Annotated in this window: 17 protein-coding genes; 11 read left to right on the forward strand and 6 right to left on the reverse strand. The window is 49.6% G+C overall.

Annotation, left to right across the window (positions count from 1 at the left end; all coding sequences use genetic code 11):
* The first annotated feature begins 216 nt into the window (after positions 1 to 216).
* On the forward strand, positions 217 to 1,860 hold the full coding sequence (locus GA003_15540; protein QXD27416.1) for a PQQ-dependent sugar dehydrogenase: 1,644 nt from the start codon (positions 217 to 219) through the stop codon (positions 1,858 to 1,860).
* On the forward strand, positions 1,857 to 2,345 hold the full coding sequence (locus GA003_15545) for a 2,4'-dihydroxyacetophenone dioxygenase family protein (protein QXD27417.1): 489 nt from the start codon (positions 1,857 to 1,859) through the stop codon (positions 2,343 to 2,345). The genes GA003_15540 and GA003_15545 overlap by 4 nt, the downstream gene beginning before the upstream one ends.
* A gap of 128 nt (positions 2,346 to 2,473) precedes the next feature.
* On the opposite strand, the gene GA003_15550 is transcribed toward GA003_15545, so the two are convergent.
* Entirely contained in the window at positions 2,474 to 2,893 is a 420-nt protein-coding gene (locus GA003_15550) for a transposase (GenBank protein QXD27418.1), read from the reverse strand.
* A 267-nt stretch (positions 2,894 to 3,160) separates the two neighbouring features.
* On the opposite strand from GA003_15550, the gene GA003_15555 reads away from it, so the two are divergent.
* The 4 genes from GA003_15555 (at position 3,161) to GA003_15570 (ending at position 8,102) form a co-directional block, all read left to right on the forward strand.
* Positions 3,161 to 4,720: a sulfatase gene (locus tag GA003_15555; protein ID QXD27419.1), complete on the forward strand. Its 1,560-nt coding sequence runs from the start codon at positions 3,161 to 3,163 to the stop codon at positions 4,718 to 4,720.
* Positions 4,721 to 4,790: 70 nt separating this feature from the next.
* Positions 4,791 to 6,554 (forward strand): arylsulfatase, encoded by a 1,764-nt coding sequence (locus GA003_15560; GenBank protein QXD27420.1) that lies wholly within the window; start codon positions 4,791 to 4,793, stop codon positions 6,552 to 6,554.
* Between the two features lie 24 nt (positions 6,555 to 6,578).
* Positions 6,579 to 7,241, forward strand: coding sequence for a DUF1080 domain-containing protein (locus tag GA003_15565; GenBank protein QXD27421.1), 663 nt, complete (start codon positions 6,579 to 6,581; stop codon positions 7,239 to 7,241).
* A 117-nt stretch (positions 7,242 to 7,358) separates the two neighbouring features.
* Entirely contained in the window at positions 7,359 to 8,102 is a 744-nt protein-coding gene (locus GA003_15570; protein QXD27422.1) for a ThuA domain-containing protein, read from the forward strand.
* A gap of 70 nt (positions 8,103 to 8,172) precedes the next feature.
* On the opposite strand, the gene GA003_15575 is transcribed toward GA003_15570, so the two are convergent.
* The 3 genes from GA003_15575 to GA003_15585 form a co-directional block, all read right to left on the reverse strand.
* Positions 8,173 to 9,588, reverse strand: coding sequence for a DUF1501 domain-containing protein (locus GA003_15575; protein QXD30459.1), 1,416 nt, complete (start codon positions 9,586 to 9,588; stop codon positions 8,173 to 8,175).
* A 254-nt stretch (positions 9,589 to 9,842) separates the two neighbouring features.
* The gene (locus GA003_15580; GenBank protein QXD27423.1) at positions 9,843 to 12,926 is read right to left on the reverse strand and encodes a DUF1549 domain-containing protein; all 3,084 of its coding nucleotides are present in this window, start codon (positions 12,924 to 12,926) and stop codon (positions 9,843 to 9,845) included.
* 3 nt (positions 12,927 to 12,929) lie between these two features.
* Positions 12,930 to 13,382, reverse strand: a complete 453-nt coding sequence (locus tag GA003_15585) for an ester cyclase (protein ID QXD27424.1) — start codon at positions 13,380 to 13,382, stop codon at positions 12,930 to 12,932.
* A gap of 45 nt (positions 13,383 to 13,427) precedes the next feature.
* On the opposite strand from GA003_15585, the gene GA003_15590 reads away from it, so the two are divergent.
* Positions 13,428 to 15,554, forward strand: a complete 2,127-nt coding sequence (locus GA003_15590) for a hypothetical protein (GenBank protein ID QXD27425.1) — start codon at positions 13,428 to 13,430, stop codon at positions 15,552 to 15,554.
* 262 nt (positions 15,555 to 15,816) lie between these two features.
* Complete coding sequence (locus tag GA003_15595) at positions 15,817 to 16,095, forward strand: hypothetical protein (GenBank protein QXD27426.1); 279 nt, start codon at positions 15,817 to 15,819, stop codon at positions 16,093 to 16,095.
* Here GA003_15595 and GA003_15600 read toward each other — a convergent pair.
* Together GA003_15600 and GA003_15605 are read right to left on the reverse strand one after the other, a co-directional pair.
* Positions 16,065 to 16,868, reverse strand: coding sequence for a hypothetical protein (locus GA003_15600; GenBank protein ID QXD27427.1), 804 nt, complete (start codon positions 16,866 to 16,868; stop codon positions 16,065 to 16,067). The two genes, GA003_15595 and GA003_15600, sit on opposite strands and share 31 nt — an antisense overlap.
* A gap of 156 nt (positions 16,869 to 17,024) precedes the next feature.
* On the reverse strand, positions 17,025 to 17,687 hold the full coding sequence (locus GA003_15605) for a S41 family peptidase (GenBank protein QXD27428.1): 663 nt from the start codon (positions 17,685 to 17,687) through the stop codon (positions 17,025 to 17,027).
* Between the two features lie 253 nt (positions 17,688 to 17,940).
* Between GA003_15605 and GA003_15610 the strand changes: the two genes are divergently transcribed.
* From GA003_15610 to GA003_15620, 3 genes are all read left to right on the forward strand, one after another.
* On the forward strand, positions 17,941 to 18,651 hold the full coding sequence (locus GA003_15610; protein ID QXD27429.1) for an HAD-IA family hydrolase: 711 nt from the start codon (positions 17,941 to 17,943) through the stop codon (positions 18,649 to 18,651).
* Positions 18,652 to 18,712: 61 nt separating this feature from the next.
* A complete protein-coding gene (locus tag GA003_15615) occupies positions 18,713 to 19,117 on the forward strand; it encodes a DUF721 domain-containing protein (GenBank protein ID QXD27430.1) in 405 nt (134 codons plus the stop codon).
* Between the two features lie 200 nt (positions 19,118 to 19,317).
* Positions 19,318 to 21,171, forward strand: coding sequence for a 2-oxoacid:acceptor oxidoreductase subunit alpha (locus tag GA003_15620; protein ID QXD27431.1), 1,854 nt, complete (start codon positions 19,318 to 19,320; stop codon positions 21,169 to 21,171).
* The last annotated feature ends 26 nt before the right edge of the window (positions 21,172 to 21,197 follow it).

Raw genomic sequence — 21,197 nt, forward strand, 5'->3', positions numbered from 1 at the left:
TAATTGTGTTTTGGATGAGATGATGGATAGGAGATAGAAAAGGAGACAGTTAATGCCTAGCTCTCAAGGCCGGTCTACGGCTTTATACCAAATCCATTTTCAATTGATATGCTTTTTACATTTTTTAACTTAGCAAGACAGAACCACCAACCTCAGAGGAATACTATCCACATTTACACCTTGCCGAATGTAGGCCAAACCAGCTTTAGTTAAATCGTGTTGCGACTCTACCCTATTCTTCTTTTCAGTATTCTAAGCTCTGCTTTCACCCTGGTCGCACAGGATCCAGGAATAAGCGTGCCACCAGGCTTCAAGGCCACGGTCATTGCTGACAATATTGGAACGGCCAGAGGCATAGCCATACACGAAAACGGGGACATGTATATTTCCTTAAGGCAAGGCATCGACCTGAATTATCTGGTTGCCCTTCGTGACACCAATCAGGACGGAAAAATGGATATCATAAAATACTTCGGTGAAGTGGGAAGTATGGTTAAAAGTATCCGCATCCACAAAGGCTACCTCTATGTAGGAGCTACTACGCAAGTCGTCCGTTATAAGCTCGATGACGAAGAACTCCTGCCCCAAGACCTTTATGAGGTTGTCGTCACTGGCTTTCCCCCACCCCGCTCGCACCGCAGTAAGAATATCGCTTTTGACGATGCCGGAAACCTGTATGTGTCGGCCGGGGCACCCAGCAACTCCTGCCAGAAAGTTGACCGCACCAACGGTTCACCTGGAAAGATGCCCTGTGACGAACTCGAATGGGGAGCCGGTGTTTGGCGCTTCGACGATGACCGATTAAACCAAAAACAACTGGTCGATGGTCAGCTCGTCGCTACTGGAATTCGAAACGCAGTAGGCATCGATTGGGATCCCATCAAGGGAGAGCTCTATACCGTTTCCAATGGCAGGGATGGCCTCATGCAAAACTGGCCCGACTACTATGATGAGAGGGAGAGTGCAGAGAAACCGGCCGAACAATTCCAGCTGATTGAGGACGGTAAGGACTTCGGTTGGCCCTATGTTTACTTTGATCACGAACGGGACGCTCATTTGATCAATCCAGAGTATGGCGGAAATGGAAAAAAGGCCGCCGAGGAGGGCAAATACGATAAACCCGCCTACAGCTTTCCAGGGCACTGGGCACCTGTCGGCTTACAGTTCTATAACGACGATCAATTTCCTGAAAAATATCGAGGAGGCGCCTTTGTCGTCTTTCACGGATCCTGGAACCGTGCCCCACTTCCCCAGCAAGGTTACAATGTAGCCTTTGTCCCGTTTGAAGGCAAACACCCGTCGGGCGATCACGAGATCTTTGCAGATGGTTTCAAAGGAGCGGATCTATTACTAACACCCGCTTCGGCTACCTATCGCCCCACCGGAATTGCCGTTGGGCCAGACGGATCGCTTTTTGTTTCTGAAGATACTGGAGGGCGGGTATGGAAAATCGAATACACCGGCAATATCGCTTCCCAATCAACAACGACTTCGTCAGCAGCCACAGTAACCGCCACCTCAGCGGCACCCCAGGTGGAGCTCGATCCGAAAGGACTGCAACTCTACAATCAATATTGCATGGCCTGCCACCAGGTCGACGGCAGCGGGGTTCCCAATATGCAGCCCCCCTTGATAGCTTCATCCAAACTAGCCGATGATGAACACCTCCTGAAGCTCATGCTTCTGGGCAGTGATTGGATGGATGATCGAGAATACACCAACATCATGACCACTTTTTCGTACCTAGCGGACGCCGACATTGTCACCGTTCTCAATTACACCAAAGCTCGCTTTGGTCAGGAAGCATCAACCATCACAGAAGAAAAAGTCGCAGAGATGCGCACCAAACTCACTCCATGAGCAGCATACCCCACAACCCTTTCCAGGTCGAGGACCTGGTCATCGACACCATGCCCGAGGACGACCGTCTCTGGGTACCACAGACCGACACCGTTTCGTTCAGACCGATCCTGTTTAACGTCTCTAATGGCTATTGGATCAACCTACTCAAAGTGACCCGAGCAGGCATCTTGAACCGCCACCTCCACCCTGCCCCCGTTTTTGGGTACGTGATCAAAGGTTCCTGGCGATACCTCGAACACGACTGGGTGGCCAAAGAAGGCAGCTTTGTCTATGAACCACCGGGTGAAGTTCATACCCTCGTGGTCGATGAAGACGTGGAAGAAATGATCACCCTCTTCCACGTGCAGGGCACCTTGATCTACAAGGATGAAGCCAACAATACGGTCGGCTACGATGACGTGCATACCAAGCTGGAGCTTTGCCGGAAGCATTTTGAGAAGGTGGGGCTGGGCGCGGATTACGCTGAGCAGTTTATCAGGTAATCGCAAATCGGGACCCAGGCCCCTCCTGCATTCAAAATCATGATCTCACCAATTCTGTAGGAGGTGGCTGTTATTCATCGTTTCACTTGTAGATGTGTCCTCACTCCGTTCGTCGGTAGCCGCCGATTTCACCCCATTGGATGGTTACTCAACCATTCAGGATAATCCATATCTTCGGACACCATACTCCTAAGCCAGAGCCATTCCTCTTTTCGACATCGAAAGTTTTTGCCAGGCGTCGAAGGATTATTCCACATGCAGAACAAAATGGGCGCCAGATCTTCATCTCCTCTAAATTTGCGGTCAAAAAATCCTGCCTGCCATACCGACCCAGAACGGTTCAGCAGTGAGTTAATTTCACGAGCAGACATACTTTTATATATGCACAAGGATTCTGCCAACTCTCCCTCAATCAACCTAACTACGGCATGTGTATGGTCAGGCATTCTGACAAGAGCGACCAAATCAATTTTCGAACCAAGCTTCTCAAAGTGATCGAATAGCTTCGCAGGTATTCCATTTTCGCAAAGCAATGATGTCCGGTTCACAGTGCAACAGGTAATAAAATACCGTGCATTCAAAATAGATACGCGACCCTTTCTCAACGCACAGTATCCTAGTGACCGTCGTTCGTTCCTCACAAAACTGATTTTCGGGACCAAGGCCCCTCCTACAATTAAAAAGAGTCCCCCTCCATAAATGTAGGAGGTGGCTTGCCGCCGATCCTAATCTTATGATGCCCAAATACAATTTCTCCCTTCACAATTTCGATTCAGCCCTCATCCTTCAATTTTCTACCTTTGAAATTACCCTGAATGAATCGCTTAATTATTACTCTGGGAATCTTTGTCGCTTTTTTAGTAGGACTCTGTGCCCAATCAACGGTGACAACCAAAACCGATGAGGGAACCATCCGCGGCCGTCCGAACATCATTTGGATCTATGCCGATGATCATGCCTTTCAGGCCATAACAGCCTACCACGATCGATTTGCGAACTTCGCGCCGACTCCGAATATCGACCGCATCGCTCACGAAGGCGCCTTGTTCAAGCACAGCTATGTGGTGAACTCGATTTGCGCACCCGCCCGGGCCAATATCCTGACCGGTGTTCACAGTCACAAGAATGGCGTTTTGGACAACCGCATCCCCATCAGCTTCGATCAGCCTACCTTCCCTGCCATCCTAAGAGAAAACGGCTACACGACCGGTGTGTTTGGCAAGTGGCACATCAAGACCAAGCCAGAAGGATTCGACGATTTCAAAATCCTCATTGGTCAGGGCCAGTATTTTAATCCGGACTATCGCATAAAAGATGGCGCCGGTGAAAAGACCGTTCAATTAGAAGGCTACTCCACAGACCGAACCACGACGGAAGCGCTCGACTTTATTGAAGCCAACAAAGACTCGGGGAAACCGTTCATGGTTATGTGCCAATACAAGGCACCCCACGGTCCCTGGTCACCGGCCTTCCGCAATATGGAATTACTGCGCGATGTGGAAATCCCAGAACCACCTACCTTCAACGACGGCTACCGTGGCAGAAAGGCAGCGGCCATGTCCAAGATGACAATTCTGGGCAATTTCGTCGGCGAGCGATTTGACAGACTTCTCAAAGGGAAACCAGCCAGCTCGCATTATGGCCGCCTATCAGAAGAAGAACTTCAACGAGCCAACAATTTCTTTGGCTATGAAAATCGCAGGATTATCAAGGGTGATTTGCGGGAAACGGCCCTGAAAAAAGAAAAGTATCAGCGCTACATCCATGACTACCTGCGCACCGTTCAAGGGAACGATCAAAACGTGGGCCGCATTCTCGATTACCTGGACGAAAGCGGACTAGCTGAGAACACATTGGTTTGCTACTCAAGTGATCAAGGCTTCTACCTCGGAGAACATGGCTGGTACGACAAACGATTCATGTACAACGAATCGTTCTTCACCCCACTGCTCATGCGCTGGCCGGGACACATCGAGCCCAACACGGTGGTAGAAGAACTCGTGCAAAATATCGATATGGCACCCACCTTCTTATCACTGGGGAAAGCCCCGGTTCCGGATGTTATGCAAGGAGAAGACATCACACCCCTGCTCTACGGCATCAAACCTCAGCAATGGCGCAGCCATGTCTATTACCACTTCTACGAATCCTACGATAGCACTCACGAAGTCCCCAAACACGAAGGCGTATTCGATGGTCGGTATAAGCTCATCCACTTCTACGAACTCGGCGAATGGGAGTTCTTCGACTGCACTTCCGATCCTTACGAAATGCACAACCGCATCAACGACTCCAGATCACGAAGCAAAATCGCTGAACTCAAAGCCGAGCTTGCCCGCCTGAAACATGAGTATGAAGTGGAGGAACCAAGCTAGATATCGGTGTTCAGTAATCAGAGGTCGGTAATCAGTTTTTCTGAAACCAACCCAAACTTCAAAATTCAATATGAAACTCTTCAAACGACTACTACTCTTAGCTCTCTGCTCCGGACTCTTTGCATCCGCCTTAGCGGACCGCCCGAACGTCATCGTCATCCTTACCGACGACCAGGGCTGGGGCGATTTGAGCGTCCACGGCAACACCAACATCAGCACGCCGAATATCGACCGGCTGGCCGCGCAAGGCATGGAGCTGGAGCGCTTCTACGTGTGCCCCATTTGTTCACCCACTCGCGCCGAGTTTATGACCGGTCGCTACAACCCACGGACTGGAGTCAAATCTGCCAGTCGTGGCGAAGAGCGCATGGACCTCGATGAAACCACTATTTTTGAGTCCTTCAAGGAAGCGGGCTACAACACGGCCGCATTTGGCAAATGGCACAATGGTATGCAGCCTCCCTATCATCCCAATGCTCGCGGCATCGATGAGTATTACGGATTTTGCAGCGGACACTGGGGTCACTACTATTCACCTATGCTCGAGCACAATGGCGAGATTGTGACCGGCGAAGGATTCGTAATCGACGACTTCACCAACCGCGCCATGGATTACATTGAGGAGAAGAAAGACGAACCCTTCTTTGTTTACCTCCCCTATTGCACCCCACACTCACCCATGCAAGTTCCAGAACCTTGGTGGGTGAAATTCGAAGACAACGATCTACCCCTGAGGGCTCGCGACGATCAGCAGGAGAACTTATCTCATTCCCAAGCTGCATTGGCGATGTGCGAAAACATCGACTGGAATGTAGGGCGCTTGATGAAGAAGCTCGACGATCTGGAAATAGCAGACAACACGATCGTCATCTACTTCTCAGACAACGGCCCCAACGGTTATCGCTGGAATGCCGATATGAAAGGCCGTAAAGGCAGTGTCGAAGAAGGCGGTGTTCGTTCGCCTTTCTTCATTCGCTGGCCCAATAAAATCAAATCAGGCACCAAGACTGATACCATTGCCGGAAGCATTGACCTCAAAGCTACGTTAACTGATTTAGCGGGTATTAAGAATACGGGTACGCTTCCGATGGACGGCATCAGCCTGAAGCCCCTACTTATGCAAACAGGTGAGGACTGGCCGGATCGGCTCTACGTGAATCACTTCAAAGAAAAAACTAGTGTGCGCAGTCAACGTTTCAGACTAGGATTCGAAGGACGGTTGTTTGACATGGAGAACGATCCTGGTCAGCGCATCGACGTGCGGGACAAATTCCCAAAAGTTTACAAGGAACTCGTTGCGGCCCAAAAGCAGTTTGACCGTGAAGTGGTAGGCGAACTACCACCTGGCGCGGACCAACGCCCTTTTATCATCGGACATCCCGAGCTTACCTTCACCCAACTCCCGGCTCGAGACGGCATTGCTACCGGCGACATCCAACGATCTGGAAGAGCACCGAATTGTTCATTTTATATGAACTGGACAAACAAAGACGATACCATCTATTGGGACGCCGATATTCAAGTGGCAGGAAACTACCAAGCTCAAGTTTACTACACCTGTGCCGAAGAAGATCTGGGAACGGTACTAGAACTAAGCTGTGGTGACTCTGCCATTACTAAAGAAGTCACCGTGGCCAATGATCCACCTTGGGTCGGAGCCGATGATGATCGATCTCTCCGCAAAGGAGAGTCCTACGTAAAAGATTTTATCCCCATGGACCTAGGCACCATCCGATTAGACAAGGGGAAAAGCCGACTCACTCTTTCAGCCCTTGAAATACCAGGTAAAGAATCCATCGAAATGCGACTGGTCATGCTGAATCGAGTACCATAAATTAAATTAACAATCAGGAAACTCATGAAAAACTACCTAAGATCACTAATATTACTCGCTACCCTATGCGTGGCTACTTCGACATTCGCAGCCTCTCACGGCAACCATGGCTGGAAGCCCCTTTTTGATGGGGAAACCCTCAAGGGCTTTGGCGTCGTCCAAGGATTTGCAAACTATTATGTAGAAGACGGAGCCATACTGGGCCGCACAGCTGAGGGAAGTAACAATACTTTCCTTCACAGCTATAACCACTACTCAGATTTCGAACTGAAATTCGAAGTGAAGGTCGATGCAGACCTGAATTCAGGTGTTCAGATTCGTTCCCATACCCGCGACTTTGGCAGCCGCCGTTATTTCGGTACCCAAATAGAGATCGAACACAAAAATGGCTACTCAGGGTTTGTCTATGGAGAAGGCTTAAACACCGGGTGGATCTCTCAAGAGCCCCAAGACGAAAAGGCGCACAAACACATGAAAAAAGGTGCTTGGAACGAATTTCATATCATCGCCAAGGGCCCACATATCACAACTTATATCAACGGTAAAAAAGTGACCGAAATGAAATTGCCCAATAACATCTACCGCGAAGCTCCTTCCGGAAGCATTGGCTTTCAAGTTCACGGCATCAAAGCCGGAACCGGTCCTTACGAAGTACGTTGGCGCAACATCCAGATCAAAGAGCTTTAAGGCCCACTTCCATCAAATCTTTCAAAAGGCCCGTCGCAAGACGGGCCTTTTTCTTTGGAATCAACCAACAAATGCTTTGGACGCACATCGGACACATACTCCATATTATCTTTTCTCATGAAAAGACTTACCCTGATTCTCACATTTATCTGGCTAGCGGCCAGCCAACTCACCGCCGAGCAATTCAACGCACTCATATTCGCCGATGCACACGATACCTGGCACTATCCAAACGTACCGGTTGCAAGAGAATCATTCGAGGCCTTGGCGGACAAACACTTCTTCAAACACACCTTTGTCGATACAGATAAACAATTTGCTCAACAGAAATTCGCCGACTTCGACCTCATCGTTTTCATCAGTGCCAACCCATGCGAACTGAACGAGAAAAAGCGCAAGGAATTCCAAGCTTACATTCACAACGGAGGTGCCATCGTTGGGGTGCATTCTGCTTCAGCCACCCAAAACGAACCCAATCGTTGGCTCTGGTGGGAAGATGTGATGGGACGTGTCTTTCGCAAACACCCGGTCAAACAAACGGGTGTCATGTCGGTGGTAGATAAAGATTTCCCGGCTTGTTATCACCTGCCGGACAAATGGCTTTGGACCGACGAATATTACGAATTCGACACCCCTTTCCCAGATCACCTGAACGTGCTCCTCACCGTGGACGAGAAAACCTATGAACCCAGTAAAGAACACGCCATGGGTGACTACCATCCCATTGCATGGTATCACGAATTTGAAGGAGCGCGTGTCTTCTACACAGCCATCGGTCATGTTGCCGAATCCTACCGTGATGATACCTTCCTCCAGCACATCTACGGTGGAATGGTCTGGGCGGTTGGACAGCAAGAGTAGAACCTAAATGCGTAAAGATTGGAGAGCCTCTCAGTTTAAAAAATAGAAACGGCGATCCACCCCTACCCTTTTAATTCAGAATATCCTGAATGACTTTCCCAGCCACATCCGTGAGTCGCATTCGTCGACCGTTGTATTTATAGGTTAGTCGTTCGTGGTCCATCCCAAGAAGGTGCAAGATGGTGGCGTGAAAATCATTGATGTGGACGGGATCGCTTCCGACCTGGTGACCGAGTTCATCGCTCTCGCCGTAGGAGGTTCCCGCTTTGACTCCGCCACCTGCCATCCAAACAGTCATGGCATGAGGATTGTGGTCGCGGCCGGGATTTAAGGTACCTATTTGAGCGACAGGAAGACGGCCGAACTCGCCACCCCAAATGACAAGAGTGTTGTCGAGCATGCCGCGTTGTTCAAGGTCCGTGAGCAAGGCCGCTATGGGTTTATCGGTTTCGCCAGCAAACTGACTGTGGTTGCCCTTGATGTCGATGTGACCATCCCAGGCTCTTTGATTAGCCATACCGCCTGAATAGATTTGGATGAACCGTGTGCCACGTTCCAGAAGACGACGCCCCATCAAGCACTGACGGGCAAAGTGAGAGCACTGCGAATCGTCGAGCCCGTAGAGTTCCTTCATCGATTCTGACTCCGATTGCACATCGAAGGCTTCAGGTGCTGCGGTCTGCATGCGGTAGGCCAATTCGAAACTTTCGATGCGTGCTGAGAGCTCGGCATCTGCAGATTGTTGTTCCATGTCGTGCCGGTTGAGCTGACCAATTAAATCCAACTGAGCCCGTTGTTGTGATTCAGACAGAGACTCGGGTCTTCGAAGATTGAGAATGGGGTCTCCTTTCTGACGCAGTAAGGTTCCCTGATACACGGTCGGTAAAAAACCAGAACTCCAGTTGGTCCGGCCACCCTTGGGCAATCCACGATCGAGAGGATCTCCCATCACCACAAATCCGGGAAGATCCTGATTCTCTGTTCCCAAACCATAAGTCACCCACGACCCTACACAGGGAAATCCCGTTCTGGGCAGCCCACTATTCATCATGAACAAGGCAGGAGAATGATTATTCGAGTCGGAATAGAGCGAATGAATAAACGCCATCTTATCGACATGCTCACCCAAGTGAGGAAAAATCTCAGAAACCATTTTCCCTGACTCTCCCTTGGGTGAAAACCCAAAGGGGGATTGCATAATGGAGCCCACTTCCTTGGAGAAGAATCCAGTGAACTTATCGAAGCCTTCCAACTCCTTTCCGTGGTACTTTGCCAACGCAGGTTTGTATTCCCAGGTATCCATATGACTGGGGCCGCCGTTAATGAATAACCAGATGACGCGTTTAGCCTTTGGAGCAAAGTGCGTAGGTTTGGCAGCAAGAGGTCCACTCGTCGAAGCTAACAAACCTTCCTGTTGCAAGAGATTGGAGAGTCCTAGCATTCCGAGTCCCATACCACAACGCTTGAGCATCTCACGCCGTGTCATTGACATGAGCGAGTCGTGATGCTCGGGGCCGCATTGGCCGTATGGGTTGTGAGTGGTCATAAAATCTTTATCTTTCTCTTACTCTTAACCTTAATCCTAATCTAAGCGGCAGAGCGAGGACGCTCTTGCCCTACCCTTTTCGGCGTTGTCACCAAGGCCGCTACATTTTCCTCTGAGAGGCGGGCCGCCCCGGCGGTCGGCCCCTACCTTTTTCGACGGTGTATCCACCGTTGCTGCATTGAGATTGGGATTGCTCATCTTACATACAAAAATTCGTTTAGGCTAAATAGGGACTGACAGTAGTCGACCCATGCACGGCTCAATTCGTACCCGTCATTCAGGTACGAGGTGCCTTGGGATTCAATAAATTGAAGCGCAAGGTCGATTTCCGTTTCCGTGGGGAAACGACTGAAGGCCAATTGGTAGGCTGCCTTGATCTTAGATTGATCGGAGGGGTACTTGTTTAATTGATTGGCGAAACCTTCTGCATACCGTCGGGTTTGAGGACCATTTAAAAACTGTAGGGCCTGAGGCGCAATGGTGGTGCTTACTCGATTCCCCAAACCAACCAGGTGCTCTGGCCAATCAAACAACAACATCTCAGGAATCAAGGCGGACCGCTTGAGGAAGAAGTAGACACTGCGGCGATTCATTGAGGGATCGCGAGTGCCCAGACCGAAGGGAGTCGTATCTAACAAGACTGAGACTTGCAGCATGGAATCGCGAATCACTTCCGCCTCCACTCGGCGAGGAGAAAAACGCCACAGGTATTTGTTATCAATATCCGGCTCAGCCTTCGAAGCATCGTAGTTGGAATTCTGCTGGTAGGTCGCGCTCATCATAATCTGCTTCTGCAGACGCTTTACATTCCAACCATGCTCAACGAAATCATGAGCCAGCCATTCGAGTAACTCAGGATGACTGGGATCGCCTCCCTGTTTTCCAAAATCACTCGGCGTTGCAACCAGTCCTCGACCAAAGTGGTAATGCCAGACTCGATTAACAAAGACTCGAGCCAATAAACTACCCGCCCCATTCTTAGTATCGGTTAACCAGGCGACGAGTGAGCTCCGCGGACGGCCTAAAGGAGTACTGCTCACCCCTGCCGGATTCAAGACTTGCAGAATCCCGGGATCCATTGCCTCCCCTTTCTGCTCCACATCTCCACGCTCCAGATAATAAGTATCTTTGTAAAAGGAAGGGAACCCTTTTTGTGCACTGCGGTGCCAGGCAGGTGTAACGGAATCACTACTGACCATGATTCGAGTTTTGGTTGGGACAGACCTATTCCACTGATGTGCTTTCAGCTGATCGCGCAATGCAAGCCATTCCGCATTTCCTTTGGCGAATGCTTTTCGAAGGCCGTTTCGCTCGGACAGCGTTAACTTTTCCACATCCATGCCAACCAACAGCTTAATGAGTGCTTGGTAAGCTAAGGCCGGAATCCCTTCGCTCACTTCAACCGGAGCGCGAGGATCCAGGGTGACTGAAAAACGAGGACGACCCACCATCTGTTGGATATTATAACCGCTGGAGACTCGAATACGAAATCGCGTTCCCTCTGCAAAACCAACCGGCTCTGCAAACCGAACCACGATCGCCTGATCTTTACCAAAAGCGTCCCTTTCGATCGACCATCCCTGACTGACACCACTGAGCACTGCTCCGGCTCCCCAGGATCCATCATTTTCCTGGGCCGTGGCTTCTGCAGATGCTAATTCCACTGGTTGCCACTTATCTTTATCCGTTCCGGCTTTCTGAATACTCACCGCAATGCCTCGAATGGTGAATCCACCTTCATGGTCTCGTCCTGGCCCAAAGCTTGGAAGGGATGGATGAGTCAGCGTTTCCATGCGCAAACCCTTGATATCCTGAAGGCCCACTTCCGCCTGGATCAATAAGTTCTCATTTTCCTGTTCAAGATTTTGGCCTGAAACCAAGAGTGATTGATCCCACTGCTCTTCCAATACCTCACCCTCAACCGAATGGTACTTGTCGGGATCCAAGACCAGCCAGCGCTCGAGGGGTATTTCAAAGGAGCCTTCTTTCAACCAAGCCTGAAAGGCTGGCTCGAGTTGGGTTTCCTCAAACTGTTCTAGCTCTTGCCTGAGTCGGTCGTTCTCAAATTTCCAAAATGCTAAATCGTTTTCGTAGCTTTCCTTTTCAGGATCAAGATCGACATAGCCTCGAACGGTTCGGGTAAAATTGGAAGCCAGATGATAGTAGTCTTTCTGCGGAATAGGGTCGTATTTGTGATCATGGCAGCGAGCACACCCAATGGTTGTACCCAAAAGTGAGGTACCCATGGTATTAACGATGTCGTCGAGCTCATCATAGCGAGCAGATTCGAATTCTCTTTCCGTCAAAACAGATGAGAACGGTCCTGCTCCAAGGAAACCTGTTGCCATTAAGGCCAAGGGATCGCTCGGCATCAATTCGTCCCCAGCAATCTGCCAACTCACGAATTGATCGTAGGGCATGTTCCGATTGAAAGCCTTGATGAGAAAATCCCGGTAGTGAAATGCGTATGGGCGATCAAAATCGATTTCGAAACCGGTGCTTTCCGCATACCTGGCGATATCCATCCAATGGCGAGCCCACCGTTCCCCGTAATGCGGAGATTCGAGAAGCCGATCAATCATCCGTTCGTAGGCCCCCGGCTGCAGATCATTGACAAAGGTTGCTACTTCCTCCGGCGAAGGAAGAAGACCGATCGTATTCAAGTAAGCCCGGCGAATCAAGGTGCGACCATTGGCTCGGGCGTTTGGACCAAGGTCATTCTCTCGATGGGACTGAGCGATAAAGCGGTCAATTCCATTGAGCGCCCAACCGTCCCTTCGACTACGAGGCACCGATGGTTTGCTGAGCGGACGATAAGCCCAATAATCGCGATCTCTGCCACTGACGACCATCGGTTCCTCATTGAGTAAGCGAGAACTATCTGCGAGTGGCTTGTCATAGGGCGCGCCCAGATCAATCCAACGCGCGATGGCCTCAATTTCCTCTTCCGAAAGTTTATCTCTTTTATGAGGCATATAGGGTCCAAAGGTATGTTGGATCGAGTCCATCAAATCACTCGCCTCAGAAGAATGGGAGACCAAGCCGCTAGCGAGTAGTGAATCCCGATCCGACATGTCGAACTCACCTTCAATCTCGTCCCCTCCATGACATTCGAGGCAATTGTTCTTCAAGATATCCCGAACCGAAGATTTGAAGAGCTCAAGACCTTCTTTCATTTGGGCAGCATGACTCGCTTCAACTGCAGCCGGTATTTGCGCATGGGTCGAACAGGCCAATGCGCCTGTGAGAAGACCAACTATTAAAACAGAAAGACGCATGGCTTACTGAAAGGGTTGCCCGACCCCAATCTGATCAAAGATTCCCTGAGGTGCTCCACCCGGCACCGGGTCGGGTTTAATCTCGGTCAATTGATTATTTCTGACCTTATAGTAGAAAAAGTGCTTGGGGAGTCGGACGTAAACTTGAGTCGGCTCAACCGCATCAAATCCTGGGAATTCGAGTCGACCGGTATGGGTTCCTCCTTGCTTCCACTTAACCGCATACAGCTCGTCCCCCAACTTCTGTGGAGGCTCATGATCGTAGGTCCAATCAGGAAAGGCGCGATAAAGGGCTCCCAGGAAATCCAAAACCTGCTCGCGACCAGCCGTCCAGGCCGGAGTAACGAAGCGAATGTAGTCCGCAAATGTCGATCCAATGAGATGAATGTCGTGAGTCTTGAGAACTTCCATATAAGTGAGGAGGGCTTCAGGAATGACTGTGTCTTGCGGTACCATTTCGAATATGCCTAAATGCCATTTCTTCATTCCTCAACTAAAACCATGAGATCCCTAAGACACATTTGGTTCCAATGTTTCCCCTTTGCATTGGTGATACTTACATATCATTCGCTTTCGGCTATCGCTATCCACCAATCGGACTTTAGCGCGGGTAATGGCTTCCAGCTGAAAGCCCAAGAAAACGGACTTCGCTTCGACTGGCAAACAGCGGATGGCACGGCCTTTATCGAACTGCAATTCCTCCAACGTCGCGGCGGCAATCCACGTCCTCCCCTGATTAAGGCATTCGGGGTAGATAATCAACCCGTCATAAAGAGGGTCGATCCGCATTACTTATTCTGGGTAGGAGATCGGGACCTGGAGAAACGAGAAGACGGTTGGATGATCTTTTTTGATCGCGTGCCGACCCGGCCGTATTCGTTAGAAAGTGGATTTCTGGATGCAGAAAATGTGACGGTTAGCCGGCAAAACAACCGAGCCACGATCGAAATCGATGGACTTAAGAGCCACCACTTTTCGGGGTGCCTGGCTTTCATTTTCTATCAGGGCAGTCCTTTTGTCCATATGGAGGCACGCGTTTCCACCGAACGGCCAGCCACGGCCTTCCTCTACCATGTAGGTTTGAGAAAACCAGACACAGACGGACACCGATTGAACGGGATCGATGCAAGGGGCAATCCATGGAATAAACCGGTGAGTTCAGGAACAGCTCAAGTCTACCAGACACGCTACCGGTCTCTGGCGCTCAGTTCTCCTTCTGGCTCGCTCGCCATCTCGCCCTTCCCTCACCAGTTTCTCTATCCCTTGGATTTTGCCGATAACTTTGGTTTCAATTGGGCCGGTGATGAATACCAGGACATGATCGACGGATTCTCGTTTGGGGTTCGCCAACCACCAATGGGTGATCGACGCTATGTGCCTTGGGTCAATGCGCCTCCAGGCACTATTCAAAAACTGGGAGTACTGCTATTTCCTTCCAACCAATCCGGTCACCAGAATTTGGATACTGTTCGACAATACACACGGAATGACAGCTTCAAGCCCTTGCCAGGCTACAAGACTTTTACTAGTCACTATCACGTCGAGCACTCCCTCGACTACATCGCCAAACAAGAAGAACAAGGCACGGATGACATTCCTCTCGGACTACAGAATCCGGAATTCGTCGATGTGTTTCGAGACATGGGTGTCGATATTGTTCACCTGGCGGAGTTCCACAATGGAAGCACTCCCAGGATGGCAACTGACCAACGCCTGGCACAACTCCAGGTCATGCACGACGAGTGTGCCCGTTTATCCGGAGACGGGTTTCTCCTACTCCCGGGCGAGGAACCGAATGTTCATTTCGGAGGTCACTGGATCAGTTTCTTTCCCAAGCCCATAAACTGGGTTCTGAACCGAAATGAGGGTCAACCCTTTGTTCAAGAGATGAAGGGTTACGATACGGTCTATCACGTAGGCAGTCCCGAGGATGTTCATGAACTACTCAAACGAGAAGGTGGCCTTGCCTGGACCGCACATGCACGGGTCAAAGGTTCGACCGGCTTCCCAGATGCTTACAAAGAAACGCCATTTTTCAAAAGCGATCGCTTTCTAGGAGCAGCCTGGAAAGCTATGCCCGCTGATTATTCGCGAGACACCCTGGGCTGGCGAGTGCTCGACTTACTCGACGACATGGGCAACTGGGGAGATCCCAAATACGTGATGGGCGAGGTGGACATCTTTAAGATCTTTAAAGACTACGAACTCTTTGGAGCGATGAACATCAACTACCTAAAGCTCGATGAAGTGCCCGAGTATAAGGCTGGTTGGCAACCGGTATTGGATACCCTCCGTGCAGGACAGTTTTTCGTCACCACGGGCGAGGTCCTGATAACCGACTGTAGCTTCAATGGCAAAGAAAGCGGCGAAACGCTCTCAAAACGTTCTCTGAAAGCAGTACCATTGAAAGTATCTCTTGAATGGACCTACCCGCTTTCCCATCTCGAGGTGGTATCCGGCGACGGTGAAAAAATCTATCGCAAGCGTATCGATCTATCTGATACTTCAGAATTTGGAAGCAAGGACATCCAAATAGACTTGGACCTTTCCAATCGCACGTGGGCAAGAATTGAAGTTTGGGACATCGCCAAGAATGGTGCCTTCACTCAACCTGTGTGGATCGATTGAGTCGAGTAGATCACGGGTGGCTTGAATATGTTACCCTTTCATTGGTTTAAATAGAAGAATCACTATTAATAGCAAAGGAGTAAAAGGCAGTACCCCCCCAGAAGAACCGCATGGCGTAGCTGAGTCGCCAAAGAAATAGACATGATTTAAGATCAGGCCGCATGAGTCCGCTACAATGGCGGGAGGATGCGGCCTTTTCTTAGCCTGGCTTTGTCAGTTGATTAAAGCTTTTATACACTTGAATGAAAAGAAGTGCTAACCATTGGAGAACATAGAAGCTTACATAGGGCAGGCATCTCGTACAGAGCGTCGCAACGCATTTAAAATGCGAATCAGCGAGCTACCAGAAGATGTAGAGCTCAGCGAATCGTTTGGCAGCTACTCACTCCATTTTGAAGTCAAGGATAACACGATATTCGTCAAGCGCTCAATTAAGCTGCAATCCCAACGCGTCACTTTGGAAGACTATTCCGTTCTTGAATCTTTTTATCAGAAACGAATTAAGGCCGATCAATCAACCGTCGTGCTGGAACGCTCATAAGGTTCATCTTGTGCCAAGTTCCCCATTTCCTCTGCGTAGATGGGCAATTCGAAAAAGCTCGGATCAATCTCGCGATTGATGACCAGTTCAGTGATGGTTAACTCGGCCTCGTAGGCAGGATTGAGATACCGAATTTTTCGAGGGAAACGAAAGCCTTCCTCCTCTTCAAAATCGTAGTAGCGCTCAGTCGCTTCAAATTCACTTTCGGGGCCCGCTGAAACCAAATGTATCTTCTGGAAGAGATCACCGTTCGATTTAAAATACCAATGCTCTTCCTTTCCATCTTGATCGGTGAAAATCAACTGAATGGTCTCATTGCCTTCGATGATTTCCGGAGGCCCTAAACGGATGCTTGAATATTCACCTCGCAAGTTGAGATCTCGCTGAAGATTAGCATCGTTCAGGAGCTCATCAACTTCTGTGTAATGAAGGGGTCTCTCACCTGCGATCGGATGCCATTCCCAAGCTTGGTTGCCATTGAGAGCATTCCTTATTTCTCCCAATACAGGGAAGTGTTGTATGGAGTATACCCTGTCCGGCGCTTGCATTTTTTGGGCCATAGGAATCCTCAACCCTTGCGATTCGAGCTTCATGATTCCATCTACTTCAATACTGGTAATTGTCAGGAGTCGGTCTCGCCCCCCTTGAGAATCCACATAGTCCTGCAACACCGCATCGACCTTCTCGTCCTCCTCTAAAGCACTTGAAGCAATGAGACCTTGAATGACAAACAGTCCAGCCCAACCGATCAGGAATATCCGGCTAGGCTGCATCCTCATCCTCCATCCGCTGTCGATTCATCCACTCCAAAGCTTCTGTCATGGGCAGATCGACTCCTTGTTCTAATTGATCGAAACTGGGAACCAACACTTCATCTGGAACCACTCCATTTTTCTCAATTCGATAGCCACCCGGGGTATGATAGTCACCTACCGCGTACTGAAATAAATCCCCACTCGGCAACTTTTTGAACAACGATGGCAAGGACTGCCCATCGAAGATTCTCCAAAAACCCGTGCACGACCCACCTCCTGCAATCCTGCTGCAAACATTTCGGAGGTCGAAGCGGACGAGCCATCGACCAGCACGGCCACAGGCCCCGAAAAACGCTTTCTCTGTGGAAAGCCCTGATAGGTCATGTGCCCTTTCTTCAAATTGAGTTTACCCAGGTTGGTTGGCTCATCCACCAACAATCCGCTGATCCCGGTGGCCATTACGGTTAAGCCCCCGAGATTCGATCGAAGATCAATAATGAGTCCTTGGGCCTGCTCGGAAGCTTGTTCAATACTTGCTCGAATTTCGGCCATCAAATTTGGAACGAAGTAGTTGAAGCGGACATATAGAATGTCGTTCTCCAAATAGCGCTGTTCAAATTCGATACGATGAGAAGGGAGGTGACCGACAGAATCAGATAGCTCCCGTGAATCGGCGGTCGGCATCATGTAGACTTTTAGCGCCCGCTTTCCGGGAGGATACCAATCGGTTCGAATTCGTTTTACGGTCCCTCCTTGGATAACTTCGTTCAGGTGACGCTGTATATAAAAGGATTTGATCTTATCTGGTAACGGTTTGCGCGCGAAATGTTTTACCAAGCCTTTGATGGTACGTCTATGGATTGACTTCAAACGCCTCTTGCCGCGACAAATACCCCCAAGAAACCGATTGAGTGACCGCTATATATAAAAAGCTCAACAAGGCCGTCCTGGTACAATATTTAAACTTCCTATACATTTGAGGGTTAAAAGACTCCTAATTCGGGGGGTAAAATTCAAATGTTTATCATCTAAAGGCTTCAACTTGCGGTTTAACCTAAGCAAATCTTTATTCGAGCCATCATTGTTACTTATGAGCTTCGATTCCATACATACTATCAGCTTTGACGCCACTGGCACTTTATTTGACCCAATACCATCCATTGGAGGTATCTATGCCGAGGTGCTGCACCAACACGGTGTATTCATAAGCGAACCTGAACTGGAAATGCGCTTTATGGCGGAATTCCACAAATCCCGCTCTTGCCCGATGCCCGTCATCAATGAAGCGCACGAAAAGAATCGCTGGCACAATGTGATAGCGGAAATTCTGGGTGACGACTTCTCCGACTTTATTTTTGAGGATCTCTGGCAAACCATGGGAGAAGGCTTTCGTTGGAAAACGAAGAGCAAAGTATTACGCACGCTAACCTCATTGAAAGAAGCCGGGTTTAAGCTGGTGCTGTCTTCCAATTGGGATAAGCGCCTTTATTCTATACTTAAGCAACTGAATCTACTGTCTCATTTCGACCATGTATTTCTCTCAACCGAGCTCGGGGTCGAAAAGCCAGCGGAGGCATTTTACTCCAAAATCGCCGAAGAAATTAAAGTGGATCCAATTCATCTACTTCATGTGGGGAATAGTCAGGCCAATGATTACAAACCGGCCTTGAGATCTGGATGGAACGCTCTTCTCCTGCACAACCGGATTCCTCATGGCATGGAGCCCGGAACGGTTCTTGGCTCTGTAGATCAACTGCCAGAGATTTTGCAGTCAGAGCAAGCAGTAGTTGCGGATATTTGAGCGAATCAGGTCCCGTGTAACGGGATTCCCTCGACAGGTGGGAACGGTCACTTAAACCTATGTGGCAGTTCAACTAACCAGCGACCGCTCCATGCGCCACTATTTTAGCCGCAAGACCAATAACCTGATTGCTTCCTTCAGAGGACTTCCCCCCGACCGATCAAGGGCGTGGAACAAGAAAGTGAAGGATCTGGATGACGTGATGGATACGCTGGTAGACCGCTTCAAACTTGGAAGCACCCAGCCAGAGGAGACCATCACTAATGAATGGGTATCCCTTGTGGGTGAGAATAATGCCAAGTATGCAAACCCTTGGCGGCTAGAACGTGGCAGGACGCTTTACGTACAAGTAAGCAATCCAGTCGTTAAACAAGAAATGCAGTTCAGTAAAAAGGTCCTCTTGAAACGGCTAAACAACCTCCGGGGGTGCGAGAAAATCCAGGAGATCATTTTTCGAGCGGGGTAACTCAAAGTAGCATGGAGGATCAAACTGCATCCCTTCAATTGAACTTCTTTTGGATCGCCCAAAATCGCCTGAAAGCGGATTTAATTTCAGTTCCTCCCAGAGTAATCAAAACTAATACCTATAGTGGTTGACTAACAGGAAATAACATTTTGGATTGGCGCGTTTTACCCAAAGTTCAATCCCCGCATACTACTAAAAACATGGGCACAGAGTCCACTATTACTGACGAGTTTAAAGAACTAAAAACAGTCGTTATCCGCTTCGCAGGAGATTCAGGTGACGGCATGCAAACTATCGGGGAACGATTTACGGACAGCAGCGCTGCTTTCGGTAACGATCTGGCGACTTTTCCGGACTTTCCGGCAGAGATTCGAGCCCCGGCTGGAACCATTCCCGGCGTATCTGCATTCCAGATACAATTCGGAAGCACGGAGATCCTGACCCCCGGAGACGCTCCCGATGCGCTGGTAGCGATGAATCCGGCTGCTCTGGCCGTTCATCTGCGTGACCTGACTGAGGGCGGCATGCTAGTGGTCAACTCAGCGGCCTTCACTGAGGCAAACCTCAAAATGGCGGATTTCGAAAGCAATCCTCTCGAAGACCCAGAGCTCACAAGCAAGTACGAGCTGATCCAGGTTGATATCAATCATTTCACCCAGGAATCACTCAAGGATACTGAGCTCACAGCAAAAGATAAGCTTCGCTGTAAGAACTTTTTCGCCCTCGGATTCATGTATTGGATCTACAGCCGTCCGATTGACAACACGATTGATTTCATCCGGGAAAAATGGAGCCGCAAGGCACCTGCTCTCGCGGAAGCCAATATCACGGTTCTTAAAGCCGGTTATTACTTCGGGGAGACGACCGAGACATCACGCAACCGCTACATGGTCGCCAAGGCCGAAGTAGAAACAGGCACCTACCGCAAAATCTCTGGAAATGAAGCACTGGTACTCGGCTTGATCGCTGGAGCCGAAAAGGCAGACCGCAAGCTCCTTTACTCGGGTTACCCTATAACACCGGCCTCTTCGATTCTCGAAATGCTGTCGAACTACAAGCACTTCGGTGTAAAGACGGTGCAGGCTGAAGATGAGATTGCTGCGATTGGAGTCGCGATCGGAGGAAGTTTTGCTGGAAATCTGGGAATTACTGGAACCAGTGGACCAGGAATGTGCTTGAAAGCGGAGTTTATCGGCCTGGCAACTTCGACAGAGCTCCCATTGGTCATTATCAATGTTCAACGCGGAGGCCCCAGCACTGGCCTCCCGACTAAGACGGAACAAAGTGACTTGCTCCAAGCTGTTTACGGCCGCCATAGCGATGCTCCGATACCGGTCATTGCAGCTAACAGTCCTTCCGATTGTTTCGAAACAGCTATTGAGGCAGTGCGCATTGCACTCACCTTTTCTACACCTATTATCGTCCTTAGTGATCTCTATCTAGCGAACGGTGCTGAACCTTGGAAAATCCCATCAGTGGACGGGATAGATGAGATCCAAAAGCCGATCGCAGCAGAAGGAGGTAACTACACCACTTTCGCCCGTGACGAAAAGACCTTGTCTCGCACCCTGGCTATTCCCGGTCAAAAAGGTAATGAGCACCGGATCGGTGGATTGGAAAAAGACGAAGGAGGCAGCGTAAGCTATGATCCTGACAACCATGAGGAAATGACTCATATCCGTGCAGAGAAGCTGAAACGTATCGCAGATTCATTCCCTCCCACTCAAATCCTTGGAGAAAAGAGCGGAAAAGTGCTCGTTCTCAGCTGGGGAGGAACTTACGGGTCCATAACCGCGGCCGTAAGCGCTATGCAAGCGGAAGGGTTTTCAGTGAGCAGTGTTCACTTAAAACACTTACATCCAATGCCCAATGACTTGAAGGACATCATGGACGGCTTCGACCAGATTCTGGTTCCTGAATTAAATATGGGTCAGCTTGACGTCCTTTTGCGTTCACAATTCCTGGTAGACACTGTTGCTTACAATAAGGTTCAAGGGCAGCCATTCAAAGTGAAGGAATTGACCAAGAAGATCCACGAACTACTACAAGACTAAGGCCTGAATTACTACCCGGAGAATCC

The organism is Opitutia bacterium ISCC 52 (assembly GCA_014529675.2).
Classification (GTDB): Bacteria; Verrucomicrobiota; Verrucomicrobiia; order Opitutales; family UBA2995; genus UBA2995.

Coding starts and splice junctions, on each gene's coding strand:
- GA003_15560 (QXD27420.1), top strand. CDS start 4,791: ATGAAACTCTTCAAACGACTACTACTCTTAGCTCTCTGCTCCGGACTC.
- GA003_15575 (QXD30459.1), bottom strand. CDS start 9,588: ATGACACGGCGTGAGATGCTCAAGCGTTGTGGTATGGGACTCGGAATG.
- GA003_15585 (QXD27424.1), bottom strand. CDS start 13,382: ATGGTACCGCAAGACACAGTCATTCCTGAAGCCCTCCTCACTTATATG.
- GA003_15600 (QXD27427.1), bottom strand. CDS start 16,868: ATGCAGCCTAGCCGGATATTCCTGATCGGTTGGGCTGGACTGTTTGTC.
- GA003_15610 (QXD27429.1), top strand. CDS start 17,941: ATGAGCTTCGATTCCATACATACTATCAGCTTTGACGCCACTGGCACT.
- GA003_15565 (QXD27421.1), top strand. CDS start 6,579: ATGAAAAACTACCTAAGATCACTAATATTACTCGCTACCCTATGCGTG.
- GA003_15580 (QXD27423.1), bottom strand. CDS start 12,926: ATGCGTCTTTCTGTTTTAATAGTTGGTCTTCTCACAGGCGCATTGGCC.
- GA003_15555 (QXD27419.1), top strand. CDS start 3,161: ATGAATCGCTTAATTATTACTCTGGGAATCTTTGTCGCTTTTTTAGTA.
- GA003_15570 (QXD27422.1), top strand. CDS start 7,359: ATGAAAAGACTTACCCTGATTCTCACATTTATCTGGCTAGCGGCCAGC.
- GA003_15620 (QXD27431.1), top strand. CDS start 19,318: ATGGGCACAGAGTCCACTATTACTGACGAGTTTAAAGAACTAAAAACA.
- GA003_15590 (QXD27425.1), top strand. CDS start 13,428: ATGAGATCCCTAAGACACATTTGGTTCCAATGTTTCCCCTTTGCATTG.
- GA003_15545 (QXD27417.1), top strand. CDS start 1,857: ATGAGCAGCATACCCCACAACCCTTTCCAGGTCGAGGACCTGGTCATC.